The organism is Paraburkholderia guartelaensis (genome assembly GCF_004353905.1).
Lineage (GTDB): Bacteria > Pseudomonadota > Gammaproteobacteria > Burkholderiales > Burkholderiaceae > Paraburkholderia > Paraburkholderia guartelaensis.
The window spans coordinates 60131-75348 of the sequence record NZ_SMOD01000010.1 but is presented as its reverse complement, the minus strand read 5'-3'; the positions used below and the strand labels follow the sequence as shown (position 1 = coordinate 75348).

At 63.9% G+C, this 15218-nt stretch carries 13 protein-coding genes, 1 tRNA gene and 1 pseudogene; 7 read left to right on the top strand and 8 right to left on the bottom strand.

Translation table 11 applies throughout. From position 1 onward, the window contains the following. Window positions 1–118: 118 nt before the first annotated feature. From E1N52_RS14960 to E1N52_RS14950, 3 genes are all read right to left on the bottom strand, one after another. Window positions 119–1642: a fumarate hydratase gene (locus E1N52_RS14960; protein ID WP_069262504.1), complete on the bottom strand. Its 1524-nt coding sequence runs from the start codon at window positions 1640–1642 to the stop codon at window positions 119–121. Between the two features lie 53 nt (window positions 1643–1695). After that, entirely contained in the window at window positions 1696–2340 is a 645-nt protein-coding gene (locus E1N52_RS14955; protein ID WP_133183533.1) for a TIGR00645 family protein, read from the bottom strand. 174 nt (window positions 2341–2514) lie between these two features. Further along, the gene (locus tag E1N52_RS14950) at window positions 2515–3411 is read right to left on the bottom strand and encodes a DMT family transporter (RefSeq protein ID WP_133183532.1); all 897 of its coding nucleotides are present in this window, start codon (window positions 3409–3411) and stop codon (window positions 2515–2517) included. Between the two features lie 338 nt (window positions 3412–3749). Between E1N52_RS14950 and acs the strand changes: the two genes are divergently transcribed. The 4 genes from acs to E1N52_RS14930 all read left to right on the top strand — a co-directional run bounded on the left by acs (window position 3750) and on the right by E1N52_RS14930 (window position 8969). Continuing rightward, complete coding sequence (gene acs, locus E1N52_RS14945; RefSeq protein WP_133183531.1) at window positions 3750–5732, top strand: acetate--CoA ligase; 1983 nt, start codon at window positions 3750–3752, stop codon at window positions 5730–5732. A gap of 100 nt (window positions 5733–5832) precedes the next feature. Next, on the top strand, window positions 5833–6198 hold the full coding sequence (locus E1N52_RS14940) for a DUF4212 domain-containing protein (RefSeq protein WP_133183530.1): 366 nt from the start codon (window positions 5833–5835) through the stop codon (window positions 6196–6198). Continuing rightward, the gene (locus E1N52_RS14935; RefSeq protein ID WP_133183529.1) at window positions 6195–8213 is read left to right on the top strand and encodes a sodium:solute symporter family protein; all 2019 of its coding nucleotides are present in this window, start codon (window positions 6195–6197) and stop codon (window positions 8211–8213) included. The genes E1N52_RS14940 and E1N52_RS14935 overlap by 4 nt, the downstream gene beginning before the upstream one ends. 393 nt (window positions 8214–8606) lie before the next feature. Further along, window positions 8607–8969 (top strand): hypothetical protein, encoded by a 363-nt coding sequence (locus E1N52_RS14930; RefSeq protein WP_052405710.1) that lies wholly within the window; start codon window positions 8607–8609, stop codon window positions 8967–8969. 113 nt (window positions 8970–9082) lie between these two features. Here E1N52_RS14930 and E1N52_RS14925 read toward each other — a convergent pair. After that, a tRNA-Ser gene (locus E1N52_RS14925) sits at window positions 9083–9173 on the bottom strand. A 159-nt stretch (window positions 9174–9332) separates the two neighbouring features. On the opposite strand from E1N52_RS14925, the pseudogene E1N52_RS14920 reads away from it, so the two are divergent. Further along, window positions 9333–9593: pseudogene (locus E1N52_RS14920) on the top strand (porin); the annotation flags it as partial. An 86-nt stretch (window positions 9594–9679) separates the two neighbouring features. Further along, on the top strand, window positions 9680–10351 hold the full coding sequence (locus tag E1N52_RS14915; protein ID WP_133183528.1) for a nitroreductase: 672 nt from the start codon (window positions 9680–9682) through the stop codon (window positions 10349–10351). A 36-nt stretch (window positions 10352–10387) separates the two neighbouring features. Here E1N52_RS14915 and E1N52_RS14910 read toward each other — a convergent pair whose 3' ends face one another. Continuing rightward, entirely contained in the window at window positions 10388–10804 is a 417-nt protein-coding gene (locus E1N52_RS14910) for an HIT family protein (protein WP_133183527.1), read from the bottom strand. 233 nt (window positions 10805–11037) lie between these two features. Between E1N52_RS14910 and cfa the strand changes: the two genes are divergently transcribed. Then, a complete protein-coding gene (cfa, locus tag E1N52_RS14905; RefSeq protein ID WP_205965616.1) occupies window positions 11038–12201 on the top strand; it encodes a cyclopropane fatty acyl phospholipid synthase in 1164 nt (387 codons plus the stop codon). Window positions 12202–12268: 67 nt separating this feature from the next. Here cfa and crcB read toward each other — a convergent pair whose 3' ends face one another. From crcB to styD, 3 genes are all read right to left on the bottom strand, one after another. After that, window positions 12269–12649, bottom strand: a complete 381-nt coding sequence (crcB, locus tag E1N52_RS14900) for a fluoride efflux transporter CrcB (RefSeq protein WP_133183525.1) — start codon at window positions 12647–12649, stop codon at window positions 12269–12271. Between the two features lie 179 nt (window positions 12650–12828). Then, the gene (locus E1N52_RS14895) at window positions 12829–13572 is read right to left on the bottom strand and encodes an SDR family oxidoreductase (RefSeq protein WP_133183524.1); all 744 of its coding nucleotides are present in this window, start codon (window positions 13570–13572) and stop codon (window positions 12829–12831) included. A 123-nt stretch (window positions 13573–13695) separates the two neighbouring features. Further along, window positions 13696–15174, bottom strand: a complete 1479-nt coding sequence (gene styD / locus E1N52_RS14890) for a phenylacetaldehyde dehydrogenase StyD (RefSeq protein WP_133183523.1) — start codon at window positions 15172–15174, stop codon at window positions 13696–13698. Window positions 15175–15218 lie beyond the last annotated feature (44 nt).

The following is a 15218-nucleotide window of genomic DNA, read 5'->3' as shown; positions in this document are numbered from 1 at the left end:
AATTGCGGTATATATCGGCGATTTACTCAGTGCTGAGAATTAATCTCAGTACGCCTCGCGTGACGCAAAAAAAACCGGGGCGCGCGGCCCCGGTTTTTAAACAGGCATCAGGCAGGCATCAAACCGTGGCGACCGGAATCTTGCCGATTTTCGCCTGCCATTCGGCGGGACCCGTCTTGTGGACCGAGGTGCCCGACGAATCGACGGCGACCGTCACCGGCATGTCCTGCACGTCGAACTCGTAGATGGCTTCCATGCCGAGGTCTTCGAACGCGAGGACCTTCGAGCCGCGGATCGCCTTCGAAACGAGGTAAGCCGCGCCGCCCACCGCCATCAGGTAAGCCGCCTTGTGCTTCTTGATCGCCTCGATGGCGACCGGGCCGCGCTCGGCCTTGCCGACCATCGAGATGAGGCCCGTTTGCGAGAGCATCAGCTCAGTGAACTTGTCCATGCGCGTGGCCGTGGTGGGGCCTGCCGGGCCGACCACTTCGTCGCGCACCGGATCGACCGGGCCGACGTAGTAAATCACGCGGTTCTTGAAGTCCACCGGCAGCTTCTCGCCCTTGGCAAGCATGTCGGCGATGCGCTTGTGCGCGGCGTCGCGGCCCGTGAGCATCTTGCCCGAGAGCAGGAGCGTCTGGCCCGGCTTCCACGAAGCGACTTCTTCCGGCGTGAGCGTGTTGAGGTCAACGCGCTTGCTCGTTTCCGTGTTCGGTTCCCAGTTGACCTTCGGCCATGCGTCGAGCGAGGGCGCTTCGAGCTTCGCCGGGCCCGAGCCGTCGAGCACGAAGTGCGCGTGGCGCGTGGCGGCGCAGTTCGGGATCATCGCGACGGGCTTCGAAGCCGCGTGCGTGGCCGTGGCCATGATCTTGACGTCGAGCACGGTGGCGAGACCGCCGAGACCCTGCGCGCCGATGCCGAGCGCGTTGACCTTCTCGTGCAGTTCGACGCGCAACTCTTCGATCCAGTCCTTGGGGCCGCGCTTGATGATGTCCTGGATGTCGATGGATTCCATCAACGATTCCTTCGCCATCAGCATCGCCTTTTCAGCGGTGCCGCCGATGCCGATGCCGAGCATGCCCGGCGGGCACCAGCCCGCGCCCATCGTCGGCACGGTCTTGAGCACCCAGTCGACGATCGAGTCGGACGGGTTGAGCATCACGAACTTCGACTTGTTCTCCGAGCCGCCGCCCTTGGCTGCAACCTGCACGTCGACCTTGTCGCCCGGCACGATCTCGTAGTGGATCACGGCCGGCGTGTTGTCCTTCGTGTTCTTGCGGCCGCCTTCGGGCGGGCTCACGATCGAGGCGCGCAGCACGTTGTCCGGGTTCAGGTAACCGCGGCGCACGCCTTCGTTGATCATGTCGGTCACGCCCATCGTGGCGCCGTCCCAACGCACGTCCATGCCGACCTTCACGAAGATCGTGACGATGCCGGTGTCCTGGCAGATCGGGCGACGGCCCTCGGCGCACATGCGGCTGTTGGTGAGGATCTGCGCGATCGCGTCCTTCGCGGCCGGGCTCTCTTCGAGCTCGTATGCGCGGCCGAGCGCCTCGATGTAGTCCTGCGGATGGTAGTAGCTGATGTACTGCAGCGAATCCGCAATGCTCTGGATGAGGTCTTCCTGTTTGATGACGGTCATGGCTAGCTTCTGTGGGGACGGGTGTTTTGAATAATGTGTGCCGCGTGCGCTGTTTAGTCGGACTCGGCGTGCTCGGGAACCGCGTGACGCGCAGCGTTGGGCCCGCCTGGCACCGGATGGCGTGCGGCGAGCTCCTGATAGTGTTCGGGGTGCGTATGCGTGGTGATGCGGTCGATCCATGCCATCACGAGCGCGGAGACGAGGAACGCCACGTGGATGATCACCTGCCACATCACCGTATGCGCCGAGGCGGCATCGGGATTGATGAAGGTCTTGAGCAGGTGGATCGACGAAATGCTGATGAGCGCCATGGCGAGCTTCACCTTGAGCACGCCGGCGTTCACGTGATCGAGCCATTCGGGCTCGTCGGGATGGCCTTCGAGATTCAGGCGCGAGACGAAGGTCTCGTAGCCGCCCACGATCACCATGATGAGCAGGTTCGAGATCATCACCACGTCGATCAGGCCGAGCACGGCCAGCATGATGCTGGTTTCGTCGAGCGTGGTGGCGTGGCTCACGAGGTGCCAGACCTCCTTGAGGAACAGCACGCAGTACACGGCTTGCGCGACGATCAGGCCCAGGTAGAGCGGCACCTGCAGCCAGCGGCTCATGAAGATGATGCTGGGCAACGGACGCATGCGGCGACGGGCTTTACCCGGGGCGGCGGCGGAAGGCGGCTGGGGGCGTGCGGCGGACATGGGCAATCACGGTGGCGAATTCAGGCGGGGCCTTGAGCGGAGTCGTCTGGTTAGGGCCAGAAGAAGCGCGCGAGGGGCCGGGCGGGCGCTATTGTACAGCGTCGCAGGAAGGGCTCGCCGCGATTCCGGCAGCGCAGCACGTGCCCCAATACTTTCAACATGGTTACGAAGTCGTCACGAGGCCACCGGCGGCAGGCGCTTGATCTTGAGGCTCGCGAGCCCGATGCCGGCCACCACGCAGGCGAGCGCAATGCCGTGCGCGGGCGTGGGGCGCTCGCCGAGAAACGCGATGCCATACACGGCCGCCGCCACCGGCAGCACGGCCGTGAACACGCCGGCGATGCTGCCCGGCACGTGGCGAATGCCCATCATCCAGAGACAGAACGAGAACACGCTTGCAGAAAGCCCGTACCAGAGCGCGAGCCACCAGATGCCCGCGGGCACGCTCGCGAAATCGAACGACAGTGCGCCGGGCAGCCCCACGGGCAGCATCAGCAGAAAGCCGAACAGGTGTGTGTATGCGCAGATATCGAGCGGCGCCAGCGTCTGGGTGAGACGGCGCGAAAGGATCACATACAGCGATTCGCAGCACACCGCGCCGAGCACCATCAGGTTGCCGATGAACGAGCTTGCGCCGGTGTCGCCGTTGCCGCCCACGTGCGCGAGATTGATGACCGCGATGCCCGCAATGGCGAGCACGATGGAAGCGAGCGCGCGCGCGTCGGGGCGCTCGCGCAGGAAGAGCCATGAGAAGAGGGCGACCACGGCGGGAATCGTGCTCGTGATGACGCCGGCTGCGACCGCGCTCGTGCGATGCACGCCGCCGAGCATCAGCAGCGTAAACCCGAATGTCCCAAACAGCGCCTGGAGGAACAGATTGATCCACTCGTCACGCTTCACCTGTCGCATTTTGGAGCGGCGCAGGAGCGGGCCGAGCACCGCGAGAGCGATCACGAAGCGCAGCAGCGCGAACAGTGGAACGGGAATGAAGGCGACAATCGACTTGCCGATGCCGACGTTGCTGCCCACGAGCAGCATCGAGGCAATGAGAAACAGGGAATAGCGATTCAAGCTGGAATCCGGGTGCGCAGTTCAGTTAGCATTCTAAATGTCTGCTTACTTGCGTGCCATGGCGCGCTGCTTGCACTTGGGTGCATGGGCGCGCGTAAGTGGCCGGTAAGTTGCTACGCTTAATCTTGCTGCCATGGGTTGGTTTGCGAAGATCGCGCACGTTCGTGCTTGTCTCGCGCACCCATGCATGCTGCGATGCCACAATGGTGGCTCCCAGCGCAAGCCAATAGCGCGCGCCCGCATGCGGGCGGCAGCGCACGGAGACGGCGCGCACGGGCATTGAAGATGCTCATGCGTGTCCACGAATTTGACGTTTCATCTTCACCAAGGGGTTGTCGATGTCTGCGATTGAATCGGTTCTTCAGGAACGCCGCGTCTTTGCGCCTTCCGAGCAAACGGTGGCTGGCGCCACGGTGTCCGGCATGGACGCATACAAGGCGCTGTGCGCCGAAGCCGAACGCGATTACGAAGGCTTCTGGGCGCGCCTCGCGCGCGAAACCCTGAGCTGGCAAAAGCCCTTCACGAAGGTGCTCGACGAATCGAAGGCGCCGTTCTACACGTGGTTCGAAGACGGCGAACTCAATGCGTCGTACAACAGCCTCGACCGCCACGTCGAAGCCGGCAATGGCGAGCGCGTCGCGATCGTCTTCGAAGCCGACGACGGTACCGTCACGAACGTCACCTACAAGGACCTGCTCGCGCGCGTTTCGCGCTTCGCCAATGCGCTGAAGAAACGCGGCGTGAAGAAGGGCGACCGCGTGGTCATCTACATGCCGATGTCGGTGGAAGGCGTGGTCGCCATGCAGGCTTGCGCGCGCATTGGTGCTACGCACTCGGTGGTGTTCGGCGGCTTCTCGTCGAAGTCGCTCAACGAACGCATGGTCGACGTGGGCGCGGTCGCGCTCATCACCGCCGACGAACAGATGCGCGGCGGCAAGGCGCTGCCGCTGAAGAACATCGCCGACGAAGCGCTCGCCATGGGCGGCTGCGAAGCGGTGCACAGCGTGATCGTCTACAAGCGCACGGGCGGCAAGGTTGCATGGCACGAAGGCCGCGACCAGTGGATGCATGAACTTTCGGCGGCCGAGAGCGATACGTGTGCGCCGGTGCCGGTGGGCGCGGAACACCCGCTCTTCATCCTCTATACGTCGGGCTCGACGGGCAAACCGAAGGGCGTGCAGCACAGCACGGGCGGCTACCTGCTGTGGGCCGCGCAAACGATGAAGTGGACCTTCGACTACAAACCCTCGGACGTGTTCTGGTGCACGGCCGACATCGGCTGGATCACGGGCCACAGCTATATCGCCTATGGTCCGCTGTCGATCGGCGCGACCCAGGTCGTGTTCGAAGGCGTGCCGACGTTCCCGAACGCAGGCCGCTTCTGGGACATGATCGCGAAGCACAAGGTCACGATCTTCTACACCGCGCCCACGGCGATCCGCTCGCTCATCAAGATGTCCGAAGCCGACGCGAAGGTGCACCCGAAGAGCTATGACCTTTCTTCGCTGCGCATTCTCGGCACGGTCGGCGAGCCGATCAATCCCGAAGCGTGGATGTGGTACTACGAAAACGTGGGCGGCAAGCGCTGCCCGATCGTCGACACGTGGTGGCAGACCGAAACGGGCGGCCACATGATCACGCCGCTGCCGGGCGCGACGCCGCTCGTGCCGGGATCGTGCACGCTGCCGCTGCCGGGCATCATGGCCGCGATCGTCGACGAAACCGGCCAGGACGTGCCGAACGGGCAGGGCGGCATTCTCGTCGTGAAGCGTCCGTGGCCCGCGATGATCCGCAACGTCTGGGGCAACCCGGATCGCTACAAGTCGGGCTACTTCCCCGAGGAACTGGGCGGCAAGCTGTATCTGGCCGGTGACGGCAGCGTGCGCGACAAGGACACGGGCTACTTCACGATCATGGGCCGGATCGACGACGTGCTGAACGTCTCGGGCCACCGCCTCGGCACGATGGAAATCGAGTCGGCGCTGGTGGCGAACCCGCTCGTGGCCGAAGCCGCCGTGGTGGGCCGCCCCGACGACACCACCGGCGAAGCCGTGGTGGCGTTCGTGGTGCTCAAGGCCACGCGTCCGCAGGGCGACGAAGCCGTGAAGCTCGCCAACGATCTGCGCGCCTGGGTGGGCAAGGAGATCGGGCCGATCGCCAAGCCCAAGGACATCCGCTTCGGCGAGAACCTGCCGAAGACGCGCTCGGGCAAGATCATGCGCCGTCTGCTGCGCTCGCTGGCCAAGGGCGAGGCGATCACGCAGGACGTTTCCACGCTGGAAAACCCGGCGATTCTGGACCAGCTCGGCGAATCGCTCTAAACGCCGAGGTTCGCGCGGCGCCTTGCCTGGCGCCGCGCGCCGCATCGATCCCCGCATTGCCCCGGATTGCCGGTCATACGCGTTTTTGCTACACAGGCGCATGACCGCGCCACACACTACTCCGCAGAACAATCTCAATCCATTGCCTGAGCCACCCCCGGTGAGCGAGGCGATGGCGCGCGCGCATCGCCGATACTGGCGCTTCAATCTCGCGCTGATCGCCGTGCTGATGACGATCGGCTTCCTCGTCTCGTTCGTCGCGCCGCTCTTCGCGCGCGCGCTCGCCGACCTGCGCTTCGCGGGCTTCAGCCTGCCGTTCTACCTCGGCGCACAGGGCGCGATCCTGCTCTACGTGCTGCTCGTCGCGATCTATATCGTGCTGATGCAGCGTGCCGACCGCGTGCTGCAAGCCGCACTCGAAGCCGACGTTGCGATTCGCGAAGCGAGCAGGGCCCAGCAACGATGAAGCTCGCGCACCGGCTCATTCGCTCTTACGCGTTGTACACGCTGGGCTTTCTCGCCTTCGTCTACGTGATGTGGCGCATCGAGCTTTCCACCGGCCCCGGCATGTGGATCGGCTATGTGTTCCTGTTCGTGCCGATCGCGGTATATGCAGTGATCGGGCTGCTTTCGCGCACCTCGGACCTCGTTGAATACTATGTGGCGGGGCGGCGCGTGCCCTCGTTCTTCAACGGCATGGCGACGGCCGCCGACTGGCTTTCCGCCGCGTCGTTCATCGGCCTTGCGGGTTCGCTCTACGCGAGCGGGTACGACGGCCTGGCTTACCTGATGGGCTGGACGGGCGGCTATTGCCTCGTCGCCTTCCTGCTCGCGCCGTACGTGCGCAAGCTCGCCCGCTACACGATTCCCGATTTCCTCGGCACGCGCTTTTCGAGCAACCTCGTGCGTGCGCTCGCCGTGCTCGCGACCATCCTCTGTTCGTTCGTCTATCTGGTCGCGCAGATCCAGGGCGTGGGGCTGATCGCCACGCGCTTCATCGGTGTGGATTTCGCCATCGGCATTTTCTGCGGGCTGGCGGGCATTCTCGTGTGTTCGTTTCTCGGCGGCATGCGTGCCGTAACGTGGACGCAGGTCGCGCAATACATCATTCTCATCGCGGCCATCCTGATTCCGGTCTCGTTGATCGCGCATCGCGACGGCCTGGGTTGGCTGCCGCAAGTCGACTACGGCAACGTGATGCAGCGCGTGGAAGCGCTCGAGCACGACGTGCGCGGCGCGAGTGCCGAAGCCACCGTACGCGACGCCTACCGCCAGCGCGCGGCGCAATGGCAGACGCGGCTCGACACGCTGCCGCAGTCGTACGTTGCGGAGAAGACGCACCTAGTCGAATCGATCGCGGACCTGCGCCGCCACAACGGCCCGCTGCGCGATATCGATTCACTCCAGCGTGAACTCAACGCCTTTCCGCGCGACGTGGACGCCGCACGCATGGTGTGGACGCGCCAGCGCGACGACCTGCTCGAGCGCGCCACGCCGCCCGTGCCGATGAACGAACCGTTTCCCGCCGGCGACGAAGCGCAGCGCCGCATTCATCAACGCAACTTCCTTTCGCTGCTCCTGTGCCTTTCGCTTGGCACGGCGAGCCTGCCGCACATACTCACGCGCTACAACACGACGACCTCGGTGGCCTCGGCGCGGCGCTCGGTGGGCTGGACGCTCTTTTTCGTCGCGCTGTTCTATCTGACCGTGCCGGTGCTCGCGGTGCTGATCAAGTTCGAGATCCTCACGCATCTGGTGGGGCAGCGCTTCGACGACCTGCCGCATTGGGTCATGCAATGGCGGCGCGTCGAGCCGTACCTCATCAGCATTGCGGATATGAACAACGACGGCGTGGTGCGCTGGAGCGACATTCAGATGCAGCCTGACATGGTCGTTCTCGCCGCGCCGGAAATTGCGGGGCTGCCGTATGTGATGTCGGGGCTCATCGCCTCGGGTGCGCTCGCGGCCGCGCTTTCGACTGCGGACGGTCTGCTGCTCACGATCTCGAACGTACTTTCGCACGACGTGTACTACCACATGGTCGATCCGAGCGCGTCGAGCCAGCGGCGCGTGACGATGTCGAAGATCCTGCTGCTCGGCGTGGCGCTGTTCGCCTCGTATGTGGCGTCGCTCAACGCAGGGAACATTCTTTTTCTGGTGGGGGCCGCGTTTTCGCTCGCGGCGTCGAGTCTTTTTCCCGTGCTCGTGCTCGGCGTGTTCTGGAAGCGCACGACGCGCCTGGGCGCCGTGGCCGGCATGATCGCGGGTCTGACCGTGTGCGTCTATTACATCGTCTCGACGTACCCGTTCTTCACGCAACTCACGGGCTTTGCGGGCCCGCGATGGTTTGGCATCGAGCCCATCAGCTCTGGCGTGTTCGGTGTGCCCGCAGGCTTTCTCGTGGCGATCGGCGTGAGTCTCATCGATCGCAAGCCGGACGCGTATACGCTCGCGCTGGTGGACTATATCCGCCATCCGTGAGGGCAGCAGGCACCTGATTGCCGGTGTGCGGTCGAGCACTTAAAAAAAGGGCGGGCGAGGAGATACTGAAGTCCTCTCGTTCCCGCGCCGGTCCTCGAAGCAGTACGCGGGAATTCGGCGTCGGGCTGCGGCCCGACGTCCTTTTCTGCTTGCCTGTTCTGGCCGATCCTGTGTTCCTTTTAGCGTTGAGTGTTCAACGACTCGCGGCGCTGTGGTTCTCTTTTCGCCCATCAAGTCATCCGTTTTTTGTCCGATAACTAGCGGGAGCGCGCGATGCAACGCGTCCAGCGCAACTGATAGATCGCCTCGGCGGCTACGGTACAATTTCGCGCGCCGCCGGCCTGGAGTTCGCGGTGAATCGAGCCAGAAAAGGGCGTTTTCTCGGGGAAGTCATTGAAGCGCATTGCACTCAGCCTGATCATTTTCGGCGCCTTTGCGGCGCCCGCCGCTTTCGCCAAATGCTGGGGCAACGATGCCTTCCAGAACTGCGTCGACGAATCGGGCAATTCGTATACGGTGCAGCGTTTCGGCAATACGTCTACCGTCAACGGGTATCAGCAGAAGCTGCCGGGCGAGGCCTGGGAGCAGACCGGTGCGTCCATTGGCGACACGACGTTCATCACCGGGCAGGCTGCGGATGGGTCGACGTGGACCGAGACGATCACGAACTACGGCAACGGCACGCGAACGATCTCGGGGATGGATGGGAAGGGTCTTGTGTACAACAAGTATTGCACTGCGAGTGGGTGTAATTGAGGGTGTTTGGACGTGCCTCGCGCACGTTGTCCCTCTCTGGCGGGCTATTTGATCGGCTGGAAAAACAAAAACCCCGTAAGTCATTGAGCTTACGGGGTTTCGGCGTTTTGTTCTGGCGGAGAGAGGGGGATTCGAACCCCCGATAGGCTATTAACCTATACACGCTTTCCAGGCGTGCGACTTAAACCGCTCATCCATCTCTCCGGCGGGAGGCGAATTATAGCAGACTCCGCGCGCCGGAGGAAAGCGCTCGCGCAGAGCCTGGCACGATCTGCGCTTTGCAAAGTCCCTCACGCCGCTTAAGCAACGCAGAAATCGTTCGTTCCCCGCTTGCCGGGCATTCCGTAACGTTGCCGCACCGGCCGGCTGCGCGCGGGCTACAACTACACATCGCTCACCGGGCCCTCGTCCGCGCACTACAACCAGGTGAACCTCGGCAGCGATTGCTCGCTCTCCAAACGCACGGATCTCTACGCACTCGCCGGCTACCAGAAGGCGAGCGGCCGCACGCTCGACGCGAAGGGTTCGAGTGTCGTTGCGCAGGCATCGATCGGCGACTTCGGCGTGAGTTCGGGCGCCGACAATCAGGCGCTCGTCGTAGTGGGGATCCGTCATAAGTTCTGACGCCAGCGCGGACCCATGCGGCGAGCGTCGGCAGCCGCACAGGGGGATCGTCGATAATGCTTCGTCGATCCCCGAGGAGAATCTGCTTGAAGGTCAGCGAAGCCGTCACCAGCCGCAAGTCCGTGCGTCAGTTTTTGTCCGATCCGGTGGACCCCGCCATCATTCGCCGCGTGCTCGATACTGCTGCACGCGCACCTTCGGGCGGCAATCTGCAGCCGTGGCATGTTCATGTCGTGGGCGGAGAATCGCTCGCGAAGCTCAAGTCGATCATGGCCGATCGCATCGCGCAGGCGCCTGCGGGCGAACAGATGGAGTACGACGTGTATCCGCGTGAGTTGGGTTCGCCGTATCGCGAGCGTCGTTATCAGGTGGGCGAGGATCTTTACCGCAGCATCGACGTCGCTCGCGAGGACCGGCCGGGCAGGCTACGGCAATTCGCGCGCAACTACGCGTTTTTCGACGCGCCGCTTGCGCTTTTTTGCAGCGTGGATCGTCGGATGGGGCCGCCGCAATGGGCCGACCTCGGCATGTTCCTGCAGACGGTGATGCTGCTCCTGCGCGAAGCCGGTCTGCATAGCTGTGCGCAGGAATGCTGGGCGCGCTACGCGCAAAGCGTTGGCGAGTTTCTCGCCTTGCCGCGCGAACGCATGGTGTTCTGCGGCATGGCGATCGGTCACGAAGACCCGGACGCGCCCATCAACCAGTGGCGCTCGGAGCGCGTCCCGCTCGACGAATTCGTTCAATTCGACGGCATTTGAGCTTTAATAATAACTAACGTTAGTAATACATATTGCTTACAGTGCGGCGCGAATGCGTGCGGCCAGCGCTTCGAGTTGCGCCATGTCGGCCATTTCACGCGCGTGCGGGCGCAGCTCTTCGCCCGCGCGGCGCGGAATCAGGTGAAAGTGCACGTGCGGTACGGTCTGCCCGGCGGCGGCGCCGTTGAACTGCGCGATCAGCAGGCCTTCGGGCGCAAGCACCTTGCGCACCGCGATCGCCATCTTCTGCACCGTCGCCATCGCAGCGGCGCCGGCTTCCAGTGAAAGCTCATAGATGAACTCGGCGCCTTCCTTCGGCAGCACGAGCAGGTGGCCTTCGGATTGAGGCATGACGTCCATGATCGCGAGCGTAGCGTCGTCCTCGTACACCTTGATGCAGGGTGCTTCGCCGCGCAGGATGCGCGCGAAGATGTTCTTGTCGTCGTAGGCCATTGTCGGTCTCTCCAGTTCGGGCGCGCCGTTTGCTAGCGCCAGGGCGATGGGTTTCGTCGAGTTTGCGATTATGGCCCGCCCTGTATGGGCTGTGCGTGTTCCTGCACAATTTTTGAAGTAGGTGCATCATAGAGTTTCTCGCAGCGCGCGCGACGACGAATGTCTTGATAGCAACCTCTTGAATGGCATCGGAGCAAGGTACCAAGGACCCGCTCCGGCCGCATGGAGCACGTATGGCAACGACTGATCTCGAAGCAGCTCAACCCGTTCGTGAGGCCACCGTTTCCGGGGCCTGGCGGTTTATAGCCCAGCTATTGGCGCGCGCTGACGTGAAGTTCAACGGCGCCCGGCCGTGGGACATGCGCATCCACGATCCGCAGTTGCCCGAGCGCGTATTGGCTTTAGGCAACCTGGGCCTCGGCGAGGCCTACATGGACGGCCAGTGGGATTGCGAGCAGCTCGACGAATTCTTCGCACATGTGTTGCGCGCGCATCTAGACGACCAGATCGATCCCTCCCGTCTCGTCTTCCACGCGCTCAAGGCGCGCCTCATGAACCGCCAGACCGTGCGCCGGGCATGGAAGGTGGGCCAGCAGCACTACGACATCGGCAACGAGTTCTACGAGGCCATGCTCGACAAGAACATGGCCTATACCTGTGGCTACTGGTCGGGCGGCGCGAAGACGCTCGACGAGGCGCAGGACGCCAAGCTCGATCTCATCTGCCGCAAGCTGGGCCTGAAGCCCGGCATGCGCCTGCTCGACATCGGTTGCGGGTGGGGCAGCCTCATGAAGTTCGCGGCCGAACACTATGGCGTGTCGTGCGTGGGCGTGACGATCTCGAAGGAGCAGGCCGCGCTCGGCGCAGAGCGCTGCAAGGATCTGCCCGTCGAATTCCGCCTGCAGGACTACCGGTTGCTCGACGAGAAGTTCGACCGCATTGCGAGCGTGGGCATGTTCGAGCACGTGGGCCCGAAGAACTATCGCACCTATATGGAAGTCGCGAACCGCTGTCTTACCGACGACGGTCTGTTCGTACTCCACACCATCGGCAAGAACCGCCGCGACACCACGCCCGATCCGTGGATCGACAAATACATCTTCCCGAACGGCGAGCTGCCGACCATCGGCCAGATCGCCGACGCTTCGGGCGGTCTGTTCGTCGCCGAAGACCTGCATAACTTCGGCGCCGACTACGACCGCACGCTGATGGCATGGCACGCGAATTTCGAGGCCGCGTGGCCGCGTTTCAAGGCGCAGATGGGAGAGCGGTTCTACCGCATGTGGCGTTACTACCTGCTTTCGTGCGCCGGAGCGTTCCGTGCGCGCGATATCCAGCTGTGGCAGTGGGTGTTTTCGAAGAACGGTTTGCTGGGCGGTTATCGGCGTCCTGCCTGATCTTCCCGTCGCATCACTCATGCGGCCGCGTTTCGCGAATGGCGAACGCGGCCGTTTTCGTTGCAGATCAGCGAATCAGTGCCGAGACCGTTGCGATGCCAAGGATCGTCATGACGACCGAGGCGCACACGTGAATGGCGATCTCACCCGCGGCCCAGCCGAAACGTCCGTGCTGCAGATGCGAAACGACTTCGGCGGAGAAGGTCGAGAACGTGGAGAGGCCGCCCATCAGGCCGGTAATGACGAAGAGGCGCCACTCGTTGGAGAGCTGGGGCATGCGCCCGAAATACGCGACTGCGACGCCGATCACATAGCCCGCGATGATGTTCGACGCAAGCGTGCCAAGCGGCAGTTCAGGGTAGAGCGCATTCAGGCGTAGCCCGAGAACCCAGCGCAGCAGCGAACCGAGCGCGCCGCCAATGCCGACGGCGAGGATGGACAAATACATGGTCTGGAGTGGTTGAGGGCGCAATATGAGCCGGCGCGCCATGCCGCCGGCTCCGTCTTACTACCGTTTTCGAGCACGGAGTGTAGCACCGGCCGCGACCAGCGGTTACACGCCACGGCTGCTTGCCCTCAGACCACGTCCTGCCCAGGTTCCGCCGCGAAGCTACGCCGGGCGGCGTGTCAGACGATCCCGCCGTTCGCGCGCAGTACCTGGCCGTTGACCCAGCCGCCGTCCGGGCCCGCGAGGAATGACACGACACTTGCAATGTCATCGGGTTGCCCGAGGCGCTGCAGCGGCGGCATGTTCGCGAAATGCTGGACCTGTTCTTCGGTTTTGCCGCTGAGGAACAACTCTGTCGCCACCGGCCCCGGCGCCACTGCGTTCACGCAAATCGAGCGGCCGCGCAGTTCGCGTGCGAACACGCGCGTGATCGTCTCCACGGCCGCCTTGCTCGCCGTATAGAGCGCGTAGCCCGGCAGATTCATGGCGAGCACGGATGTCGAGAAGTTGATCACGCGGCCGCCGTCCGCGAGTTTCGTCGCCGCTTCGCGCAGCGTGTTCAGCGTGCCGCGCACGTTGATGTCGAAGGTTTCGTCGTAGATCGCGTCGGTCGAATCGGCAATCGTGACCGTCTTCATGATGCCCGCGTTGTTCACGAGCAGTGTGGGTTGGCCCAGCGTCTCGGCGGTTTCGAAGAGACGGCGCACCTCGTCGGCCTTCGCGATGTTCGCTTGCACGGCAATCGCGCGACCGCCGCCCGCCGCGATCTTCGCGACGAGCGCCTCGGCTTCGGCGCTGCGCGAAGCGTAGTTGATGACGACGGCGTAACCGTCGCGCGCGAGACGTTCGGCAATCGCGGCGCCGATGCCGCGCGAGGCGCCCGTGACGATGGCGACGCCTCGCGAGTTCGTGGATGCGTTCATGATTGGAGTCCTTCTCGTGGGTGGTAAGAACGGGCCCGATCATGAACGAAACCATGGCGGCGATCATTGCTTGCCGCCGGGTTTCATCATTCCATTTCGATTAACAATGCTGCATGGCGGCGCTCAGTAGGCGATGCAGACGGATTTCGTCTCCGTGTACGCGTCGATGATCGCGCGACCATGCTCGCGGCCGATGCCTGAAGCCTTGAAGCCGCCGAAGGGCAGCGCCGGATCGACCATGTTGTGCGTGTTCACCCATACCGTGCCCGCCTGCACGCCGTCCACCACGCGCAACGCGCGGTCGAGCTGGTTGGTCCAGACGCTCGCGCCCAGACCGTACTCCGAAGCATTCGCCGCGGCGACGGCTTCCTCGACCTCGTCATACGGCATGGCGACGAGCACCGGGCCGAACACCTCTTCGCGCACGACGGTAAGCGGCTTGTTGGCCGCGTTCGCAATCACCGTGGGCTCAATAAAGAAGCCGGGGCGATTGCCGTCGCCGCCACCCGCCACGATCTCGCCGCCTTCGGCGCGGCCCTGCGCGATCATTCCGGTGACCTTGGCGCGATGGCGCGCAGAAACGAGCGGGCCCATCTGCGTGGCCGAATCGAAACCCGAACCGAGCACGGTTGTGCGCGCAACGTTAGCGATGCCATTGACGATCTCATCAAAACGCGCGCGCGGCAGATAGAGGCGCGAGCCTGCCGTGCAGACCTGGCCGTGATTGAAGAAGATCGCGCCGGCCGCGCCTTCGATCGCACGCTGCGGATCGCAGTCGTCGAGCACGATCACGGGGCTCTTGCCGCCCAGTTCCAGCGAGACGCGCTTGAGATCGCTCGCGCATTGCTTGCCGATGATGCGGCCCACTTCGGTCGAGCCCGTGAAAGTGACCTTGTCCACCTGTGCATGGCGAACGAGCGCCGCGCCAGCCGTTTCGCCCTGGCCCGTGACCACATTGAACACGCCCGGCGGAAAGCCGGCTTCGTGCGCGAGCTCGGCGAGGCGTATGGCGGTGAGCGGCGTTTCTTCGGCGGGCTTGAGCACCACGGTGCAGCCGCAGGCGAGTGCGGGTGCGATTTTCCAGACCGCCATCAGCAGCGGGAAATTCCACGGCACGATCGCGGCGACCACGCCCGCAGGCACGCGCCGCGTCGAGGCGTTGTAGCGCACGCCGGGCGGGAACGCGAGCGAGAGATCCACCGTGCTGCCCTCGATCTTGGTCGCCCAGCCGGCCATATAGCGCAGCCACTGCACACTGCCGCCCACTTCGAGCATCTTCGAGAAGCCGAGCAGCTTGCCCTGGTTAAGCGTTTCGAGCGCAGCGAGTTCGTCGCCGTGCTGCTCGACGAGGTCGGCGAGTTTGAGCAGCAGGCGCTCGCGCGCGGCGGGGGGCATGCGCCGCCATGTGTCGGCTTCGAAAGCGCGGCGCGCGGCGGTGACGGCGGCGTCGATGTCGGCGTCGCTGGCGTCGGGCACCTGGGCGATCTCTTCGCCCGTGGCGGGATTGAATACGGCAAACGTGCGGCCGTTGCCGCTTTCGCTAAAACGTCCGTCGACGAACATCTGTGTGCGAATCGTGTGCGTGAAGTCCTGGCGGTCCATACCGTCTCCTGATTTCGGTAGTAATGCGAATGTTTTTTTCGGGG

What these genes read in the sequence shown, in the direction of transcription:
- E1N52_RS14960 (WP_069262504.1), bottom strand. Translation starts at nt 1,642, where the DNA reads ATGACCGTCATCAAACAGGAAGACCTCATCCAGAGCATTGCGGATTCG.
- E1N52_RS14955 (WP_133183533.1), bottom strand. Translation starts at nt 2,340, where the DNA reads ATGTCCGCCGCACGCCCCCAGCCGCCTTCCGCCGCCGCCCCGGGTAAA.
- acs (WP_133183531.1), top strand. Translation starts at nt 3,750, where the DNA reads ATGTCTGCGATTGAATCGGTTCTTCAGGAACGCCGCGTCTTTGCGCCT.
- E1N52_RS14940 (WP_133183530.1), top strand. Translation starts at nt 5,833, where the DNA reads ATGACCGCGCCACACACTACTCCGCAGAACAATCTCAATCCATTGCCT.
- E1N52_RS14935 (WP_133183529.1), top strand. Translation starts at nt 6,195, where the DNA reads ATGAAGCTCGCGCACCGGCTCATTCGCTCTTACGCGTTGTACACGCTG.
- E1N52_RS14910 (WP_133183527.1), bottom strand. Translation starts at nt 10,804, where the DNA reads ATGGCCTACGACGACAAGAACATCTTCGCGCGCATCCTGCGCGGCGAA.
- cfa (WP_205965616.1), top strand. Translation starts at nt 11,038, where the DNA reads ATGGCAACGACTGATCTCGAAGCAGCTCAACCCGTTCGTGAGGCCACC.
- crcB (WP_133183525.1), bottom strand. Translation starts at nt 12,649, where the DNA reads ATGTATTTGTCCATCCTCGCCGTCGGCATTGGCGGCGCGCTCGGTTCG.
- E1N52_RS14895 (WP_133183524.1), bottom strand. Translation starts at nt 13,572, where the DNA reads ATGAACGCATCCACGAACTCGCGAGGCGTCGCCATCGTCACGGGCGCC.
- styD (WP_133183523.1), bottom strand. Translation starts at nt 15,174, where the DNA reads ATGGACCGCCAGGACTTCACGCACACGATTCGCACACAGATGTTCGTC.